The organism is Streptomyces sp. NPDC028907, assembly GCF_055564995.1.
The window spans coordinates 246,442-261,089 of record NZ_JBVHVE010000012.1 but is presented as its reverse complement, the minus strand read 5'-3'; the positions used below and the strand labels follow the sequence as shown (position 1 = coordinate 261,089).

The following is a 14,648-nucleotide window of genomic DNA, read 5'->3' as shown; positions in this document are numbered from 1 at the left end:
GGGGACAGTGCGGACGAAGACAAGACCAAGGGAACGTGTCGTGCTCGGGCACACCCGGCATCACGGCGGGCGCGCAGGAAGGCGTGGAAGGCCAGGGCAGTCGGCCACGAAGTCCGCGAGTAGCGGCCCGAAATCAGCGCGCAGCAGCGCAGCGAGCCGCGAGGGAATCGGGCGCTGTGTGGGGGCGAAGGGTCACGGCGGACAGGCAGCGGCGCGGGGCATCACGGACATGCGCACGCTCTCTCCTGCTTTCGCGGACATCGGTCTTCGCCGGGGGCGTCGTCGGCCCCGACGCGGCTGACGGGCACGGCAGGCAGCCCGCCAGTCCAACGGCAAAGCGACTCTTCCTGAGCCGACTCGCGTCCGCCCCGGCGCGGAATCGCAGGTTCACCCCATGTGTCCGAGCAGCGCCGGTACCTCGGCAGCGGGATCGGCGGCGGCGCGGACCCGGGCTCGTTCCAGCATGGGCGCCGGCAGGTCGATGCCCACCTCCGCGCTCACGTTGTCCGCACTGCATCGTTCCCACTCCGACCACGGCGACGCGCTTCCTCGCAGTTGACAGAGAACATTTCCTTTCGTGATCCCGCCGCAAGCTGGGCCCCGAGCGTGAGGATGCTTGGTGGCGACCTCGAGAGGGACGCGCCCCTGGGGCACTCGTCCCAGGTTTGTGGTGAGCCATGCCTTGACCTCACCTCGCCCGCTCTTCCCTTCGTGCACTGGCGGATGCCGCTTCACGGGCGACACCAACTCCACGCCGTCGAGCCTCTGATCGGGCAACCTGGTACTGACCTCGGTTCAGGGCCACCACATGCGGCCGCACTGCGCACGCACCGCACTACGGGGAACACTGCCAACGAGGTGCACCTGGCCCGCCACGTGCACCTCGTGCTGCAGGGCGGGCTGCTGGAGAGGGAAGAGGCGATGGCGCTGCTCACCCCGGTGCCGTTGCGCTCCGCCCTCCTCGCGGGCGGTTGACGATGCTGGACAGGGTGAGAGCGGTGACCGTGTCCCGTACGCCGGGCATCTGGGCTATGTCTCCCAGATGACTCGTACGCGTTCCAACGAAGCAGCCTCCAGGCGCACCATGATGTCGAAGTCGCCGCTGAGGATCTCGCAGATGACGACCTCGGGGATGCGTTTGAGCGCGGCCAGGACGTCGCCGCCGCGCATGCGGTCCTGGCGGTGGACGAGGACCAGCGCCGAGACGACATCGCCGGTGTCGTCGCCCGCGCGGACGATGGTGTAGCCGGCGATGTGACCCTGGCGCTCCAGCCGTTCGATGCGCTGGCGCACCGCGTTGCGGGAGAGCAGCACCTTGCCGGCCAGATCGGAGTGCGAGATGCGGGCGTCGCGGGTCAGCTCGGCGATGATCTTCTCGTCGATGCCGTCCACCGTCGACCGTCTCCTTCATGAAGTTGGTGGAGATGGCAGGCGCCACGGCACACGGATCGCGGGGGCCATGGGTTCCTGCGGAGCATGGTGCTTGGTGGTTGCTGATCAGGCTCATGATGTGCCCGGATCGGGATCAGAGGCGGCAGCGCACGCGTGTGTCGGGCCTCTGAAGCTGCGCTGCTGGTGGCCGTCGCCGAACGCCGCGTCACCCCCGCCGCTCACCAGGGGGCGGGCGAGCCCTGCGCTCGTGTCGGCTGCTCAGGTGTGGAAGCCGGGCATGGACAGGTACTTGAGCTGCTGGTACTCGTGGAGGCCTTCGGGTCCGCCCTCGCGGCCCAGGCCGGACTGCTTGACCCCGCCGAAGGGTGCCGCGACCTCGGAGACCAGCCCGCGGTTGATGCCGACCATTCCAGCTTGCAGGCGGGCGGCGACCCGGCGGGCACGGTCGATGTGCGACGTCATCACGTACGAAGCGAGGCCGTGCTCGGTGTTGTTGGCCACCGCTATGGCCTCGGCCTCGGTGGAGAACCGGTGGATGGCGGCGACGGGTCCGAAGACTTCCTCGTGCATGATCGCGGCGTCGGCGGGGACGTGGTCCAGCACGGTGGGGGCGGCCCAGTGGCCCGGCCCGTCAGGGATGTCCGCCTTGCCGATGACGACGGCACCACGGGCCACGGCGTCCTCGACGAGGTGGCGGACCTTGTCCACCGCACGGTGGTCGGCCAGCGGGCCGAGTTCGGTGTCCTCCAGCTCCGGCGAGCCCACCCGAACAGCGGCCATGCGTTCGGCCAGCGCGGCGGCGAACGCGTCGGCGATGTGCTCCTGGACCAGGAACCGGTTGGCGCCGACGCAGGACTGACCGCCCAGCCGCATCTTCGCGATCATCGCTTCGCGGACCGCGAGGTCGAGGTCGGCGTCGTCGAAGACCAGGAACGGCGCGTTGCCGCCCAGCTCCATCGAGGTGCGCAGCACCCGCGCACCACTCTGCTGCAGCAGCAGCCTGCCGACCGGAGTGGACCCGGTGAAGGACAGCTTGCGCAGCCGGGGGTCGGCCAGCAGCGCCGTGGTGACCGCTGCCGCGTCGCTGCTGGTGATCACGGTCAGGACACCCGCGGGCGCGGCGGACTCACGCGCCAACTCGCCCAGTATCAGAGAGGACAGCGGGGTGAGCGCGGCCGGTTTGAGCACGGCGGTGCAGCCTGCGGCCAGGGCGGCGGCGACCTTGCGGGCAGCCATGGCCAGCGGCACGTTCCACGGAGTGATGAGCAGGCAGGGTCCGACCGGTTCGGCGACCGTGACGATGTGGCTCCTGCCGTCCGGGGAGGGTGTGCTGCGTGCGTGGTGGCGGACCGCCTCCTCGGCGTACCAGCGGAAATAGGCCGCGGCGTAGTCGACCTCACCCCGGGCTTCGGTGATCGTCTTGCCGATCTCCAGGGTGATGATCCGGGCCAGACGCTCACGGTCTTCGGTCAGGGCGTCGGTGAGCCGGTGCAGGACGGCCGCCCGGTCCCGCGGGCTGGTGAGGGCCCACTGGTCGGCGGCCTCGGCCGCCGCGTCCAGTGCTGTGAGCGCGTCTTGTGCGCCGCAGTCGGCGACGGTGGCTATGACGTCCTCGGTCGCGGGGTTGCGAACCTCGAAGGTGCGACCGCCGGTGGCGGGTTGCCAGTCGTGGGCGAGGAAGCCACGGGGGACGGATTCGAGGACTGCCGACTCCTCGGAGGGAGCGGTGAGCGTGTCAGTCATGCGCGTGGCTCTTTCGCTGATCGGGAGGATGGTGGGTGGAGAGAGCACGATCGGTGGGTGGTCATACGGCCTCGCCTCCCGGGTGGGCGACGCCGACCGTGTTCTCGACCGAGAGCAGGGAGTCCTGTCGTCCGGAGCCGAGCCAGCGCACCAGGGCCACCAGGCCCAGGGCGAGGATCGCGAAGGCGATGAGGATGGCGCTGACCGCGGTCACGCTGGGGTCGATGTCGAAGGTGAGGGAGTTGTAGACCTGCACCGGGAGGGTGACGGTGTCGACGGAGGAGAGGAACTGGGAGATGTAGAACTCGTCGAAGCTGGTGATGAAGGAGAAGATCGCCGCCGCGATCATGCCCGGCGCCGCCAGCGGGAAGGTGATCTTCCGGGCGATCGTCAGGCGCCCGGCACCCATGCTGGCCGCCGCGTCCTCCAGACGTTCGTCGATACCGCGCAGGGTCGCGATCAGGATCAGCACCGCGATCGGGGAAGCCAGCACCGTGTGCCCCAGCGCGATGGCGATCGGGCTGCCCAGCATCGCGGCCGGCTCGAAGAGCAGGAACAACCCGAGCGCGGTGACGATCTGCGGGATGACCAGGGGGCCGAGGACCAGGGCGAACACCGCGGAGCGCAGGGGGAGTTCGCTGCGGACCAGGGCGGTCGCCGCGGTCACCCCGATGATCAGGGAGAACACGGTGCTCAGGGCGGCGACCAGAGCGGACAACGAGAGTGCGGCGGGCCATTTGCTGCCATCGGCGAACAGAGCCTTGTACCAGTTCAGCGTCCATGCCTCGGGAGGGAAGGAGGCGAAGGCGTTGTTGCTGAAGGAGGTGACGAGGATGACGACGATCGGCAGCGCGAGGAAGAGCAGGATCACGGTGGCCACGGCGGTCAGGGCAATCCGGCCGGTGAGGGACTTGCGCAGCTCCATCACGACCCACTCCTCTTCTTACGGCTGGCGCCCAGCGAGGTCACGGCCTTCACCAGGAGCAGTCCGGCCAGGGTGAGGACCAGCAGGATGACGCCCTGGGCGGCCGCCCCGTTCCACTGGTTCTCCTTGGTCACCTGCTGGTTGATGAGGGTGGCGATCATGGTCTGGTTGGGTCCGCCCATCAGGGCCGGGGTGATGTAGTAGCCCAGGGAGAGGATGAAGCTGAGCAGTCCGGCACTGGCCAGTCCGGGGGCGACCAGCGGCAGGTACACCCGGCGGAAGATGGTCACCTTGCCCGCGCCCATGCTGGACGCGGCCGCCAGCAGACGCCGGTCCACCCCCCGCATCACCCCGTACAGCAGCAGCACCGTGTACGGCAGCATCATCGACGTCGTACCGATGACCACACCCAACTCGTTGTAGAGGAGCTGGAACGGGGCGCCGGGAATCGACATGCTGGTGAGGGTCTCGTTCACCAGGCCCTTGTCGCCGAGCATGATGATCCAGCCGTACGTGCGCACCAGCGCGGAGACGAAGTGCGGGACGACCACGACCAGCATCGCCAGCCCGGCGAGGATGGGCTTGAGCCGGGTGATCGCCTGCGCCAGGACGAACCCGAAGACCAGGCTCAGCACCGCCGTCTCGGCGGAGATCCGCAGCGTGGTGAACAGCACCGACAGGTTCACACCGGTCAGGGCTTCGGCGTACCAGTGCCAGGTGAACGATCCGTCGGCGTCCTTCAGGCTGAGCAGCAGCGTGGAGAAGATCGGGTAGACGAACAGCACCAGCAGGTAGACGACGACCGGCAGCGCATACAGGATCCCGACCCGCGTCCGGCGCGAGGCAAGGAGCTTGCGGGGGCGGGCGGGAGCGCCCGCGGTGAGGGTGGCGGCCATGACTCATCCCGCCTTTTCGTCCGTGGGGAAAAGGTTGACATCCTCGGGGTCCGCGCTGATCCCGACCCGCTCGCCGGCCACGGGCCCGCGGCCGGCCGGGACTTCCAGGCGCAGCAGCGGCCCGTCACCGCCGTCGATCCGCACCCCGGCGCGCACCAGCGTGCCGACGTAGGTGGCGGTCTCGACCGTGCCGGTACAGAAGCCTTCATCGGCGCCGCAAGCCCGCAGCCGGCCCGGCTGGACGGCGACCTTCACTTCAGTGCCCGGGGACAGCTGGTGGCGGCGCGCCTTCAGCGGAGTGCCGGACTGGGTGAGGCGGACCAGGGTGTGCTCGCCGTCGTGCTCGTCGATGCGGCCGGGCAGGAAGTTCGCCGCGCCGAGGAAGTCCGCCACGAACGGCGTCTTGGGCCGTTCGAACAGCTCGCGGGGGGTGTCGAACTGCTCGATCAGGCCGTTGCGCATCACCGCGATGCGGTCCGACATGACCAGCGCCTCTTCCTGATCGTGCGTCACATAGATGACGGTCAGGCCCAGTTCCTGCTGGATGGTCTTGATCTCGACCTGCAGCTGATCGCGCAGCTTCTTGTCCAGCGCGCCCAGCGGTTCGTCCATGAGGATGACCGGCGGACGGTAGACCAGTGCGCGGCACAGGGCGACGCGCTGCTGCTGACCGCCCGACAGCTCACGCGGCTTGCGCCCGCCGAAGCCGGACAGGCCGGCGATCTCCAGCGTTTCGCCGACGCGCCTGCGGAGCTCGTCCTTCGGTACACCGCGCAGGGTCAGCGGGAAGGCGACGTTCTCAGCGACCGTCATGTGCGGGAAGAGCAGATACTGCTGGAAGACGAACCCCAGGCCCCGTTTCTGCGGGGCGAGGCGGGTGACGTCGCGGCCGCCGACGGTGATGGTGCCGGAGTCGGGTTCGCAGAACCCGGCGATCATCATCAGCGTCGTGGTCTTGCCCGACCCGGAGGAGCCGAGGAAGGTGACGAACTCCCCGGACGCGATCTCCATCGACGCCTCGTCGACAGCGACCACGTCGCCGTAGGTCTTGCGCAGAGCCACCACCGACAGCGCCTTGCCGGCCGCGGTGGCCGGCGTACCGCCGGCCACCTTGACAGACGGTGTGGCAACACTGAATTCAGCCACGAGCCCACTCCAGCCAGCGCTCGGTGACGGCCGACTCGTTCTTCAGCCACCAGTCGACATCCGTGTCGAAACCCTTGTCGTAGTACTGCGGCGCACCCGCGAGCCCGTTGCGCTCGTCCTCGCTGAGCTTCGCGTAAGCCAGCGGCGAGGACGGGTTCGACGGGAAGGCCTTCGCCAGGGCGGCCTGGCTCTCCGCCCGCAACGAGAAGTCCATCAACTGGTAGGCGGCGTCCGCGTTGGCCGCACCCTTGGCGATGGCGTAACCCTGGAACTGGCGGCGCATGCCGTTGAGCTGCCGCTCGACCGGGACACCCTGCTTTTGCAGGTCCGCGATCCGGCCGTCCCACACGGTGGACATCGTGACCTCCTGGCGGCTGAGGAGCACGCCAGGGAGCGGGCCGCTGTCCCAGAACTTCTTGATGTCACCCCGCAGCCGGGTCAGCACGTTGAAGGCGCGGTCCACATCCAGCGGATACAGCTTGTCCATCGGGACGCCGTCGGCCAGCAGCGCGAACTCCAGCTCCGGCAGGTCACCGTCGGGGTGAACCATCGCACGGGCACCCTTGAACGCGTTGGTGTCCCAGAAGTCCGCCCACGACTCCGGCTTCCTACCGCCGAAGGCATCGGTGCGGTACGCGATGCACTGACCGTAGAAGCTGTGCCCGATCGCATACTCGGTGATCTGGTTCTCCGGGATCTTCGCGCTCTTCAGGCTCTTGACCCGGTCGGGGTCCAGCGCCTCCAGCGCGTCCTGCTTGACGTACTTGAAGTGGGACATCATCGAGTTGTTGATGAGGTCGCACTGCGGCCGGCCCTGCTTGATCTGCGCCAGCAGCGGGGCGTCGTCCAGGTTCAGCACCTTGACCTTGATGCCGGTCTCCTGCTCGAACGGCGTGTAGATCGCCTTCTGCATGGCCGCACCATAGGAACCGCCACTGTCACGGACGACCACCGTCTTGCCGGCATTACCACCGGAGCCGGTGGAAGCACTGCGGCTGGTACCCGAGCCGCAGGCGGCGAGGGAGGGAAGAGCGGCGAAGGCGGCCAGTCCGCCTGCTCCACGCAGGAGTGCTCTACGACCGATCACGGAATCACTCATGGTGAAACTCCTCATCTAGGGACGCGTGGGACCTGCTGTGCGGGGGCTTTACCTCGCAGGTGGGGGGTGGGATGTGCAGGGCGGCGAACGCGGACAGAAGATTTGCCCGTTTGTGTTGTCGGTCGCCTCTTTGGGCGCGTGGCGCGTGTTCGCCGTGGATCGGGTCCCCGACGACCTTGTCGCCGGAGCGATGTCGGCTGGGTGACCCGGGTGAGTGGCGGTGGGGAAACGGGAGCCGGGACAGGGGGGTGACCAGCGGAGTGGGGGTGGTCCTCAGCAGAGCCGGAGCATGAGGGCTCTGGTGAGGATGAAGCAGATCCTGGCCTGCGGCTGAGGGGCGGGCCGAGCGGACCATCGGCCGCGGCGACGTTGCTCAGCAGGTGGCGTCGCGTAGACCCGGAAGGCGATCGGGGCCGGGCATCGGCATCACGTCACGGTCACGTAGATCTTGCGCACGGTTTCGATGGTCTTCCAGACGCCGACGTAGCCCGGCTTCATGACGAAGCTGTCGCCTGCCTTGTAGATCACCGGCTCGCCGCCTTCGGGTGTGAGTTCGACTATGCCGGAGAGGATGTGGCAGAACTCGAAGGTCTCGCCCTTGATCGAGCGCATCTCGCCGGGCGTCGCTTCCCAGACGCCCGTATGGATCGACTCCCCACGGGCGACGTCCTGGGCCCAGGTCCGGAAAGTGGGGTCGCCGGAGATCAGGCGTTCCGGGAGCGGCCCGGACTCCCGCGGCGTGAAGGAGGGATTGGTGTCGATGGCCTTCAGGAGCGACATGTCTTTCCTTTTGGAGCTTGAGAAGTTGGTGGCCGCTGCCATGGTCGACGAGCTGCTGCTGAGCGGCATCTGACACACGCTCGTGGGCATGGCCCGTGCCCGATGTGCGGAGGCCGACGAGGCATCGTGGCTGGTGCCGAGGTGGCCGGGTGGCCCGGATACGGTTGTCGGCACGGGCGCACTGAGGGTGACGCCGTTCGAGCGGGGCAGGCGAATGGGGCACGCGCTCGACGCTTGTTCGACAGTTCATGTCCCGCGATCGGCGGACGCCCGAGGCACAAGGAGCGACGGAGAACAGGTCGGTCAGCTCCTCGCTGATGGTGATGCCAGCAGGGTGTTCAGCCAGCGGTGTACCCGCCGTCGACGGTCAGGACCGATCCGGTCACGTACGACGACTCCGACGAGGCGAAGAAGAGCACCGCGTCGGCGACCTCTTCGGGGGTGGCGAGGCGCTGGAGCGGAATCGTGCTCTCGCGCTGGCGGCGGTAGGCCTCGGGGTCGGGCCTGCGCTGGAACGCCGCTTCGATGATCGGCGTGGCGGTCAGGCCAGGAGCGACGACGTTGACGCGGATGTTGCGCGGGGCCCATTCGATCGCCGCGCCCTTGGCGAGCATGATGAGGCCCCCCTTGGCGGCGGAGTACAGGACCTGCCCTGCCATGCCGACCATGCCCAGCCGTGAGCTGACGCAGACGAACGAGCCGCCGGTCTCGGGCATCAGCGGGGCGAAGTGCTTCATCACCAGGAACGCGCTGAGCAGGTTGCTCTCGAGCACGTTTCTCGCGTCGTCGCAGGCCATCTCGGTGAGCGGACCGTCGGCCTGCAGGCCGTGGTTGAGGACGACGACGTCGACGGTGCCGAAGGACTCGGCGGCCTGCTTGGCCAGGTGCTCGACGAACGACTCGTCGTTGAGGTCTCCGGGAACGTACAGGTCGTCGGGCTGAGCGCTGTCGAGTCGCTCCCTGCGACCTGTGAGCAGCAGCCGCGCGCCCTCGCGGCGGAAGTGGGAACTCACCGCCTGTCCGATGCCACTGCTGGCGCCTGTCACCAGGGCCGTGACGTTGTTGAGTCTCATGTCAGGCATTCCTTTACGGGGGACGGGGGAGATCGGCCGTCGGGTTGCGGCTCGGCCGCAGGGTCTTGCCCTGGGGGCCGGTCAGTTGAGGAATCCGCGGGCGTCGACCGGCCACCGCTCCAGCGACGTGCCTGTACTGTCGGTGACGATCAGTTCCTCGAAACCGAGGACGACCGGGCACACGTGGTTCGGCACCACGGGGACGAGGGTGCCGACGCTGGGGCGGAACTCGCCGTCCGGCAGCGGGAGGAACCCGTGGTACTCGTTGACCTTGGACAGGGCCGCCTTCGTGCCGGCGATGCCGCCGTAGCCGATCTCGGGGCTTCCCTCCTTGCTGAGGACCTTGTTGCCCACATCGACGATGACCTGGTCGGGGACCCAGTCGCTGACCACGGTGCCGGCGACGAACAGCGCGATCTGGTCCTCCGTGCAGGAACCCAGCCGGGCGTTGTTCAGATCGCCGAAGACGTACTCGCCGGGACGGATCTCGGTGATCACGCCGCTCTTGGAGAACTCGAGGGTGGGAGTGGAGCCGGCGCTGACCACCTCCGCGGTGACCCCGACACCCGCCAGACTGCGTACGGCGGTGGTGAGCTCGGCCTCCTGGTCCTGTGCGGCGCGCCGGCGGGCGTCCTGGTCGGCGCCGCCGTGACCGGGATAGGTGAAGACTCCCACCGGAACCAGACCGCGCTTGCGGGCGGCGAGCGCGAGATCGCCCGCAAACTCGGGCGGCGCCCCGGAACGACGGGCACCGCAGTCGACCTCGATCACGACCTGCAGCCGGTCCGGTTCGTCCCCCATCGCGTCGGCAAGGGCCTCGATCGCGGCGACGTTGTCGACGCCGACGCGCAGCCGGGCGGACTCGGCGAGTCGGCGGATCCGGGCTCGCTTCGTTCCCGCGGCCCAGATCGGGTAGGCGAGGAAGATGTCGTCGAAGCCGGCCGCGGCGAAGACCTCGGCCTCACCGACGTTTCCCGCGGTGATGCCGACCGCGCCGGCCTCTATCTGGCGTCGCCCGATCTCCACGCACTTGTGCGTCTTGACGTGGGGTCTGACCTTGAGGTTGTGCTGGTCGGCGAAACCCTGGACGCGGTCGATGTTGCCCTGCATGACGTCGACCAGCACGATCGGCGCGGGGGTGTCGATCCGCTCGACCAGAGCGTCGAGTGCTCGTTGCAGCCGGTTCACGCTGCCCTCCTTGTGGTTCTGCCTGGACTGATCGAGGGGCACGGGTGCCGGCTCCCTCTGGATGCCGAACGCGTGCGGTCCGCTGCGTCGCGCGCTTGCGGACACCGCCACCGTCGGTGAGGCCTACACCGCGGTGCAGACCATCTGGATCTCGACCGGACTGTTGACCGGTAGCCCTGCGACACCGATCGCGGTGCGCGCGTGCCGCCCGTTCTCGCCCAGCACCTCGATGAGCAGCTCGCTGGCCGCGTTGGCGACGTTCGACTGCTCACCGAAGTCCGGCGTGCTGGCCACGAAGACCAGCATCTGCACGATCCGGACCCGCTCCAGATCGCCCACCGCCTGCACAGCGGCGGCGAGAGCGTTGAGCGCGGCATGGCGCGCGAGCTCCCGCGCCGTCTCCAGGTCGACGTCCCGGCCGACAATGCCCTGCCCCATCAACCAACCGTCCTTGTAAGGCAGCTGGCCCGAGATGTAGATGCTGGAGTCCACCGACCGGTGGTGCACGTAGTACGGGTTGTCTCGGAGCTCGGGAAGGGTCAGACCCAGAGCCTGAAGCCGAGCGGAAGCCGAGTCGGTGTGCGCTGCCGAAGTCACGGACTGGCTCATCCCGTCACCTCCGCGGACGGGACAGGGCACATGCCCACGGGGCGGGCCCCGAGAACCCTCTTCGCATGAATCTTGATCATCTGCACTCGGCTCTCTCCTCGAGTAACAGTGGCGATAAAACGCCTTATGGTGGCTTAAACCAGCCACCTCTTTGTCGTTTGTCGACCATATGGCCGCCTGTGAGCACTGTCAATACCAAGCTCAGCCTCGAACGCGACCTCGGATCACCGCATGCGGCTGCACCGCCGCTGCTGGAAGCGACGGTCGACGCCGGGACCTGGCTCACCGGTCTTATCCGCTTCGGCACGCATGCTGGAGAGACCGGCCTGGGACATGTCCTCGCGATCCCCAAGTCACAGCAGGTGCCGCATCTCGGACACATCGATCACCTCTTCTCCCAGGCCCTCCAACGAAGCATGGGAGCGACGTTCGTGCGGGGAAGGCCCGAAGGGCCCGCGCGTCTATCACTGGGCGGCCCTGCAGATCACGTCCATCGAGGACTTCGACGGCGAGATGCCCACCCACCAGCGGTGGGCGCTGGCCCGCCGCAGCACCGGCGAGCCCGAGGGGAACGCCTACTACCTCGCCTAGGCGCCGCTGGGCACGGCGCCTGCCTTCCTGGCCGTCATAGCTGCCGACGCAGCGGCAAAAGGGGCAGAAAAGGATCCTGCCTCGCGCCCCGCACCGTGACAGAAGTTCGGCGGCCCCTGGCAACTGTCCCCTCACCCACTGCCGTTGGCCCGTCCCTGATCAGCATGCGCGCGCCGAGTGGTCTCACTGGCGCCGACGGCGCCAAGCCGTCGCTCGCCGCTGTCACTAGTGCCGCATCAAGCAACGTTCGCCCTGTTGTGACGTGTCGTCCGGTGGTGATCCGGGCGGCGCGTTGTGCGTCATGCTGTGCGGGTGGCTGAGCGTGTACGCGTCCGCGGGATCGATGACGACGAAGGGCAGCGACTGCTGCGGATCGTCCGCCGAGGGACCGGGTCGGTGGTGACCTGGCGACGGGCCCAGATGGTGCTGTTATCGGCACAGGGCATGGACGTGGCCAAGGTTGCCGGGGTGACGTTCACCAGCCCGGACCGGGTCCGGGACGTGATCCACAACTTCAACACCGACGGCTTCCCCTCGCTCTACCCCAAGTACAAGGGCGGCCGGCCCAGGACCTTCACCCTGCCCGAACGCCGCGAGATCAAGAAGATCGCCAAGTCCAGGCCGGTCGAGCACGGCCTGCCATTCTCGACCTGGAGCCTGGTCAAACTGACCGACTTCCTGGTCGCCGAGGGGGTGGTCGACGACATCAGCCACGAGGGCCTGCGCATCCTGCTCCGCGAGGAAGGCGTCACCTTTCAACGCCTGAAGACTTGGAAGACCTCGAAGGATCCCGACTACGAGGCCAAGAAGGCCCGCGTCGAGCACCTCTACGCCATCGCCGACGGCGAGGTCCTTCCCGAGCCGGGCGAGCCCGAGGTCGTGTTCTGCCTGGACGAGTTCGGGCCGCTCAACCTCCAGCCCCATCCCGGTCGCCAGTGGGCCGAACGCGGCGGCAAGCACAAGGACCCCGAGCGCGAACCACGGCCGCGCCGCCGCGCGACCTACACCCGCCCGCACGGGGTCCGGCACCTGTTCGCCGCCTACGACCTGGGCAAGGACCAGCTCTACGGCCACATCCAGAAGACGAAGAACAGGTCGAAGTTCCTGGAGTTCTGCCGCTACCTGCGCTCCCTGCACCCGACCGACGTGCGCATCGCGATCATCTGCGACAACTACTCACCCCACCTGACCACCAGGCGCTGCCGCCGCGTGGGGGACTGGGCCGAGGCCAACAACGTCGAGATCGCCTACACCCCGACCAACAGCTCCTGGCTCAACCGGATCGAGGCCCAGCTCACGGCCCTGCGCTACTTCGCGCCCGACGGCACCGACCACCCCAGTCACAAGGCCCAGGGCAGCATGATCCGCCGCTACATCATCTGGCGAAACAAGAACGCCGCCGACAAGCGCCTCAAAACCCTCGTGAACAGGGCCAACGCCGCCTGACCCGGCGCGGCAGGCCGGCGTCACCACAGGTGCAGGAAGCTCCGGACATCGTCATAACCGTCGAGGGCCCGTCCGTCCACGTCCGTCGGGTCGGCCTCGGCCCGCGCCGCCAGCGACTTCGCCAGCGCGAGGGCCTCATCGCTGAGTCGCCCAAAGCGTCGAGCGGTGTGTCCCAGGCACAAGCCGGCCAGCCCGAGCAGTGCACTTCCCGACACAGCCCGCGTCCCGACCTGCACGCACCAGTGCTCGACGAACTCCGCGTCGTCATCGTTCAACGCGGTCCCGACCAGGACGCCCGCCGCCTCGCCCTCCGCCGAGCGGTCACGCAGAGCCCGCTCCAACGTCTCGACCACCACCTCGTGAGGCAGAGCCGGAGGGTTCTCGAAGCTCAAATGAGAATGCACCCCGCGAGACTACGGGGACCGCATCCGACATCTGCCTGCCGCCCGGCCCGGAAGGACGGGGCGGGGCGAACGTTGGCTGATGCGGCACTAGCACCGATTTGCCCTGCTGGCCCGTGGTGACGAACCTGGCAGCGGCGTCGCGTGGCCGCAATGGGCCCGTTCACGGCGGGCGGGCTTTGACGCTTCACGCACGTCGGCATGGCCTCAAGCGTGCCGGGGCGGGTGTTCCCCCGGTTCTGCCGTCCGGGCTCCCAGCCCCATGGGGAAGTGGGCGGCCAGTTCCTGGCGGAACGTGTCGGTGTCGCCTTCCAGGGCGACCGTGGCCAACCTCTCGTGCTCGACGACCAGTTGCTGCGGGTTGTCGCTGTACGTGCGGTGATCGACGCTGAGGTGGAGGCGCAGCTTGGTCTCCCAGCCGTTCCACATGGCCTGCAGGACGCCGTGCCCCGAGAGGTCGTAGAAGAGCCGGTGGAAGCGGAGGTGGGCGTCGATGCTGGCCGGGATGTCGTCCTTCTCCATGGCCCGGCGCAGATCCTCGACGGTCTGCAGCAACTGAGGCCGCTCGGCGCCGCGCAGCGCTTCGGCCGAGAGTTCGGCGGCGTACGGTTCGACACGTAGCCGGACCGAGTCGATCTCGGCGACCTCGCGAGCGCTCACCTCTACGACGAACGCGCCACGGTAAGGGATCTTTACGACGAGCCCTTCTTCCTCCAGCTTGGTCAGCGCCTCGCGCAGCGGGGACCGGCTGATCCCCAGATCCGTGGCGATGTGCGCCTCGCGCAGCTGGCCACCAGGAGGGACGCTGCCATCGAGGATGGCGGCACGCAGTGTGCGGTAGACACCGTCCGGCGTCGTCGTCCGCTGCTCCTGCCACTCGAACTTGTGGTCCACCCCGTCACACTCCCCTGCTCCACACCCGACCATCTGGTCGTTTGTCGACTATACCTCTGCTGGTTTTTCCGCATCCACACCTCAAGTTGACTGCCAGGCACGGAGCTCACTGATACTCACAGCGGTGCCCCATCCGGATCGCGGGTCGCGGTGGCAGGCGGTGCCTCGGGCAGGGCCGTTGGCTCTCAGGCAGATGCCGGGCTGGCGACACCGACGCTTGCGGACCTGCAGTGGAATGCAGTCGACCAAGGGGAAGCGCTGTGGGCGCATCTTCGTCTCTCCGGACGCCAACACTTCTTCTTCGTCGAGTCGGTACCAGGTTCCACGCCAGAAGCTGAGCGCCTGGCTGACCGGTGACATTGCCGTTGCTCGCGGCCTGCTCGATGAGCCCGGGGCTCTGCCGGCCTGCACGAACTCGGAGGCGACCTCGACCGAGAGCCGATTGCGCCCGACCCGGCGGATCAC

The 14,648-nt window shown here is 68.2% G+C and carries 14 protein-coding genes; 2 read left to right on the top strand and 12 right to left on the bottom strand.

Annotated features, from left to right (window positions below; genetic code table 11):
• Positions 1-1,029 precede the first annotated feature (1,029 nt).
• The 10 genes from ACZ4UU_RS32865 to ACZ4UU_RS32820 all read right to left on the bottom strand — a co-directional run bounded on the left by ACZ4UU_RS32865 (position 1,030) and on the right by ACZ4UU_RS32820 (position 10,851).
• Entirely contained in the window at positions 1,030-1,392 is a 363-nt protein-coding gene (locus tag ACZ4UU_RS32865; protein ID WP_471907022.1) for an Lrp/AsnC family transcriptional regulator, read from the bottom strand.
• Positions 1,393-1,650: 258 nt separating this feature from the next.
• Complete coding sequence (locus ACZ4UU_RS32860; RefSeq protein ID WP_471907021.1) at positions 1,651-3,135, bottom strand: NAD-dependent succinate-semialdehyde dehydrogenase; 1,485 nt, start codon at positions 3,133-3,135, stop codon at positions 1,651-1,653.
• A 61-nt stretch (positions 3,136-3,196) separates the two neighbouring features.
• Positions 3,197-4,060: an ABC transporter permease gene (locus ACZ4UU_RS32855; protein ID WP_471907096.1), complete on the bottom strand. Its 864-nt coding sequence runs from the start codon at positions 4,058-4,060 to the stop codon at positions 3,197-3,199.
• A complete protein-coding gene (locus ACZ4UU_RS32850; RefSeq protein WP_471907020.1) occupies positions 4,060-4,956 on the bottom strand; it encodes an ABC transporter permease in 897 nt (298 codons plus the stop codon). The genes ACZ4UU_RS32855 and ACZ4UU_RS32850 overlap by 1 nt, the downstream gene beginning before the upstream one ends.
• A 3-nt stretch (positions 4,957-4,959) precedes the next feature.
• Positions 4,960-6,102, bottom strand: a complete 1,143-nt coding sequence (locus ACZ4UU_RS32845; RefSeq protein WP_471907019.1) for an ABC transporter ATP-binding protein — start codon at positions 6,100-6,102, stop codon at positions 4,960-4,962.
• Positions 6,095-7,201: an ABC transporter substrate-binding protein gene (locus ACZ4UU_RS32840; protein ID WP_471907018.1), complete on the bottom strand. Its 1,107-nt coding sequence runs from the start codon at positions 7,199-7,201 to the stop codon at positions 6,095-6,097. The genes ACZ4UU_RS32845 and ACZ4UU_RS32840 overlap by 8 nt, the downstream gene beginning before the upstream one ends.
• A 426-nt stretch (positions 7,202-7,627) precedes the next feature.
• Complete coding sequence (locus ACZ4UU_RS32835; protein WP_471907017.1) at positions 7,628-8,050, bottom strand: cupin domain-containing protein; 423 nt, start codon at positions 8,048-8,050, stop codon at positions 7,628-7,630.
• 269 nt (positions 8,051-8,319) lie between these two features.
• Entirely contained in the window at positions 8,320-9,054 is a 735-nt protein-coding gene (locus ACZ4UU_RS32830) for an SDR family NAD(P)-dependent oxidoreductase (RefSeq protein ID WP_471907016.1), read from the bottom strand.
• 81 nt (positions 9,055-9,135) lie between these two features.
• Positions 9,136-10,284 carry an alanine racemase gene (locus ACZ4UU_RS32825; RefSeq protein ID WP_471907015.1) on the bottom strand — a complete coding sequence of 383 codons (1,149 nt, stop codon included), beginning with the start codon at positions 10,282-10,284 and terminating at the stop codon, positions 9,136-9,138.
• Between the two features lie 81 nt (positions 10,285-10,365).
• The gene (locus tag ACZ4UU_RS32820; RefSeq protein ID WP_471907014.1) at positions 10,366-10,851 is read right to left on the bottom strand and encodes a RidA family protein; all 486 of its coding nucleotides are present in this window, start codon (positions 10,849-10,851) and stop codon (positions 10,366-10,368) included.
• Between the two features lie 309 nt (positions 10,852-11,160).
• On the opposite strand from ACZ4UU_RS32820, the gene ACZ4UU_RS32815 reads away from it, so the two are divergent.
• Together ACZ4UU_RS32815 and ACZ4UU_RS32810 are read left to right on the top strand one after the other, a co-directional pair.
• Positions 11,161-11,442, top strand: a complete 282-nt coding sequence (locus ACZ4UU_RS32815; protein ID WP_471907013.1) for a hypothetical protein — start codon at positions 11,161-11,163, stop codon at positions 11,440-11,442.
• A gap of 312 nt (positions 11,443-11,754) precedes the next feature.
• Positions 11,755-12,888: an IS630 family transposase gene (locus ACZ4UU_RS32810; RefSeq protein ID WP_471907012.1), complete on the top strand. Its 1,134-nt coding sequence runs from the start codon at positions 11,755-11,757 to the stop codon at positions 12,886-12,888.
• 20 nt (positions 12,889-12,908) lie between these two features.
• On the opposite strand, the gene ACZ4UU_RS32805 is transcribed toward ACZ4UU_RS32810, so the two are convergent.
• On the bottom strand, positions 12,909-13,292 hold the full coding sequence (locus tag ACZ4UU_RS32805) for a hypothetical protein (RefSeq protein WP_471907011.1): 384 nt from the start codon (positions 13,290-13,292) through the stop codon (positions 12,909-12,911).
• Between the two features lie 204 nt (positions 13,293-13,496).
• Entirely contained in the window at positions 13,497-14,183 is a 687-nt protein-coding gene (locus tag ACZ4UU_RS32800) for a GntR family transcriptional regulator (RefSeq protein WP_471907010.1), read from the bottom strand.
• Positions 14,184-14,648 lie beyond the last annotated feature (465 nt).

What these genes read in the sequence shown, in the direction of transcription:
- ACZ4UU_RS32850 (WP_471907020.1), bottom strand. Translation starts at nt 4,956, where the DNA reads ATGGCCGCCACCCTCACCGCGGGCGCTCCCGCCCGCCCCCGCAAGCTC.
- ACZ4UU_RS32860 (WP_471907021.1), bottom strand. Translation starts at nt 3,135, where the DNA reads ATGACTGACACGCTCACCGCTCCCTCCGAGGAGTCGGCAGTCCTCGAA.
- ACZ4UU_RS32830 (WP_471907016.1), bottom strand. Translation starts at nt 9,054, where the DNA reads ATGAGACTCAACAACGTCACGGCCCTGGTGACAGGCGCCAGCAGTGGC.
- ACZ4UU_RS32820 (WP_471907014.1), bottom strand. Translation starts at nt 10,851, where the DNA reads ATGAGCCAGTCCGTGACTTCGGCAGCGCACACCGACTCGGCTTCCGCT.
- ACZ4UU_RS32835 (WP_471907017.1), bottom strand. Translation starts at nt 8,050, where the DNA reads ATGCCGCTCAGCAGCAGCTCGTCGACCATGGCAGCGGCCACCAACTTC.
- ACZ4UU_RS32855 (WP_471907096.1), bottom strand. Translation starts at nt 4,060, where the DNA reads ATGGAGCTGCGCAAGTCCCTCACCGGCCGGATTGCCCTGACCGCCGTG.
- ACZ4UU_RS32840 (WP_471907018.1), bottom strand. Translation starts at nt 7,201, where the DNA reads ATGAGTGATTCCGTGATCGGTCGTAGAGCACTCCTGCGTGGAGCAGGC.
- ACZ4UU_RS32815 (WP_471907013.1), top strand. Translation starts at nt 11,161, where the DNA reads ATGCTGGAGAGACCGGCCTGGGACATGTCCTCGCGATCCCCAAGTCAC.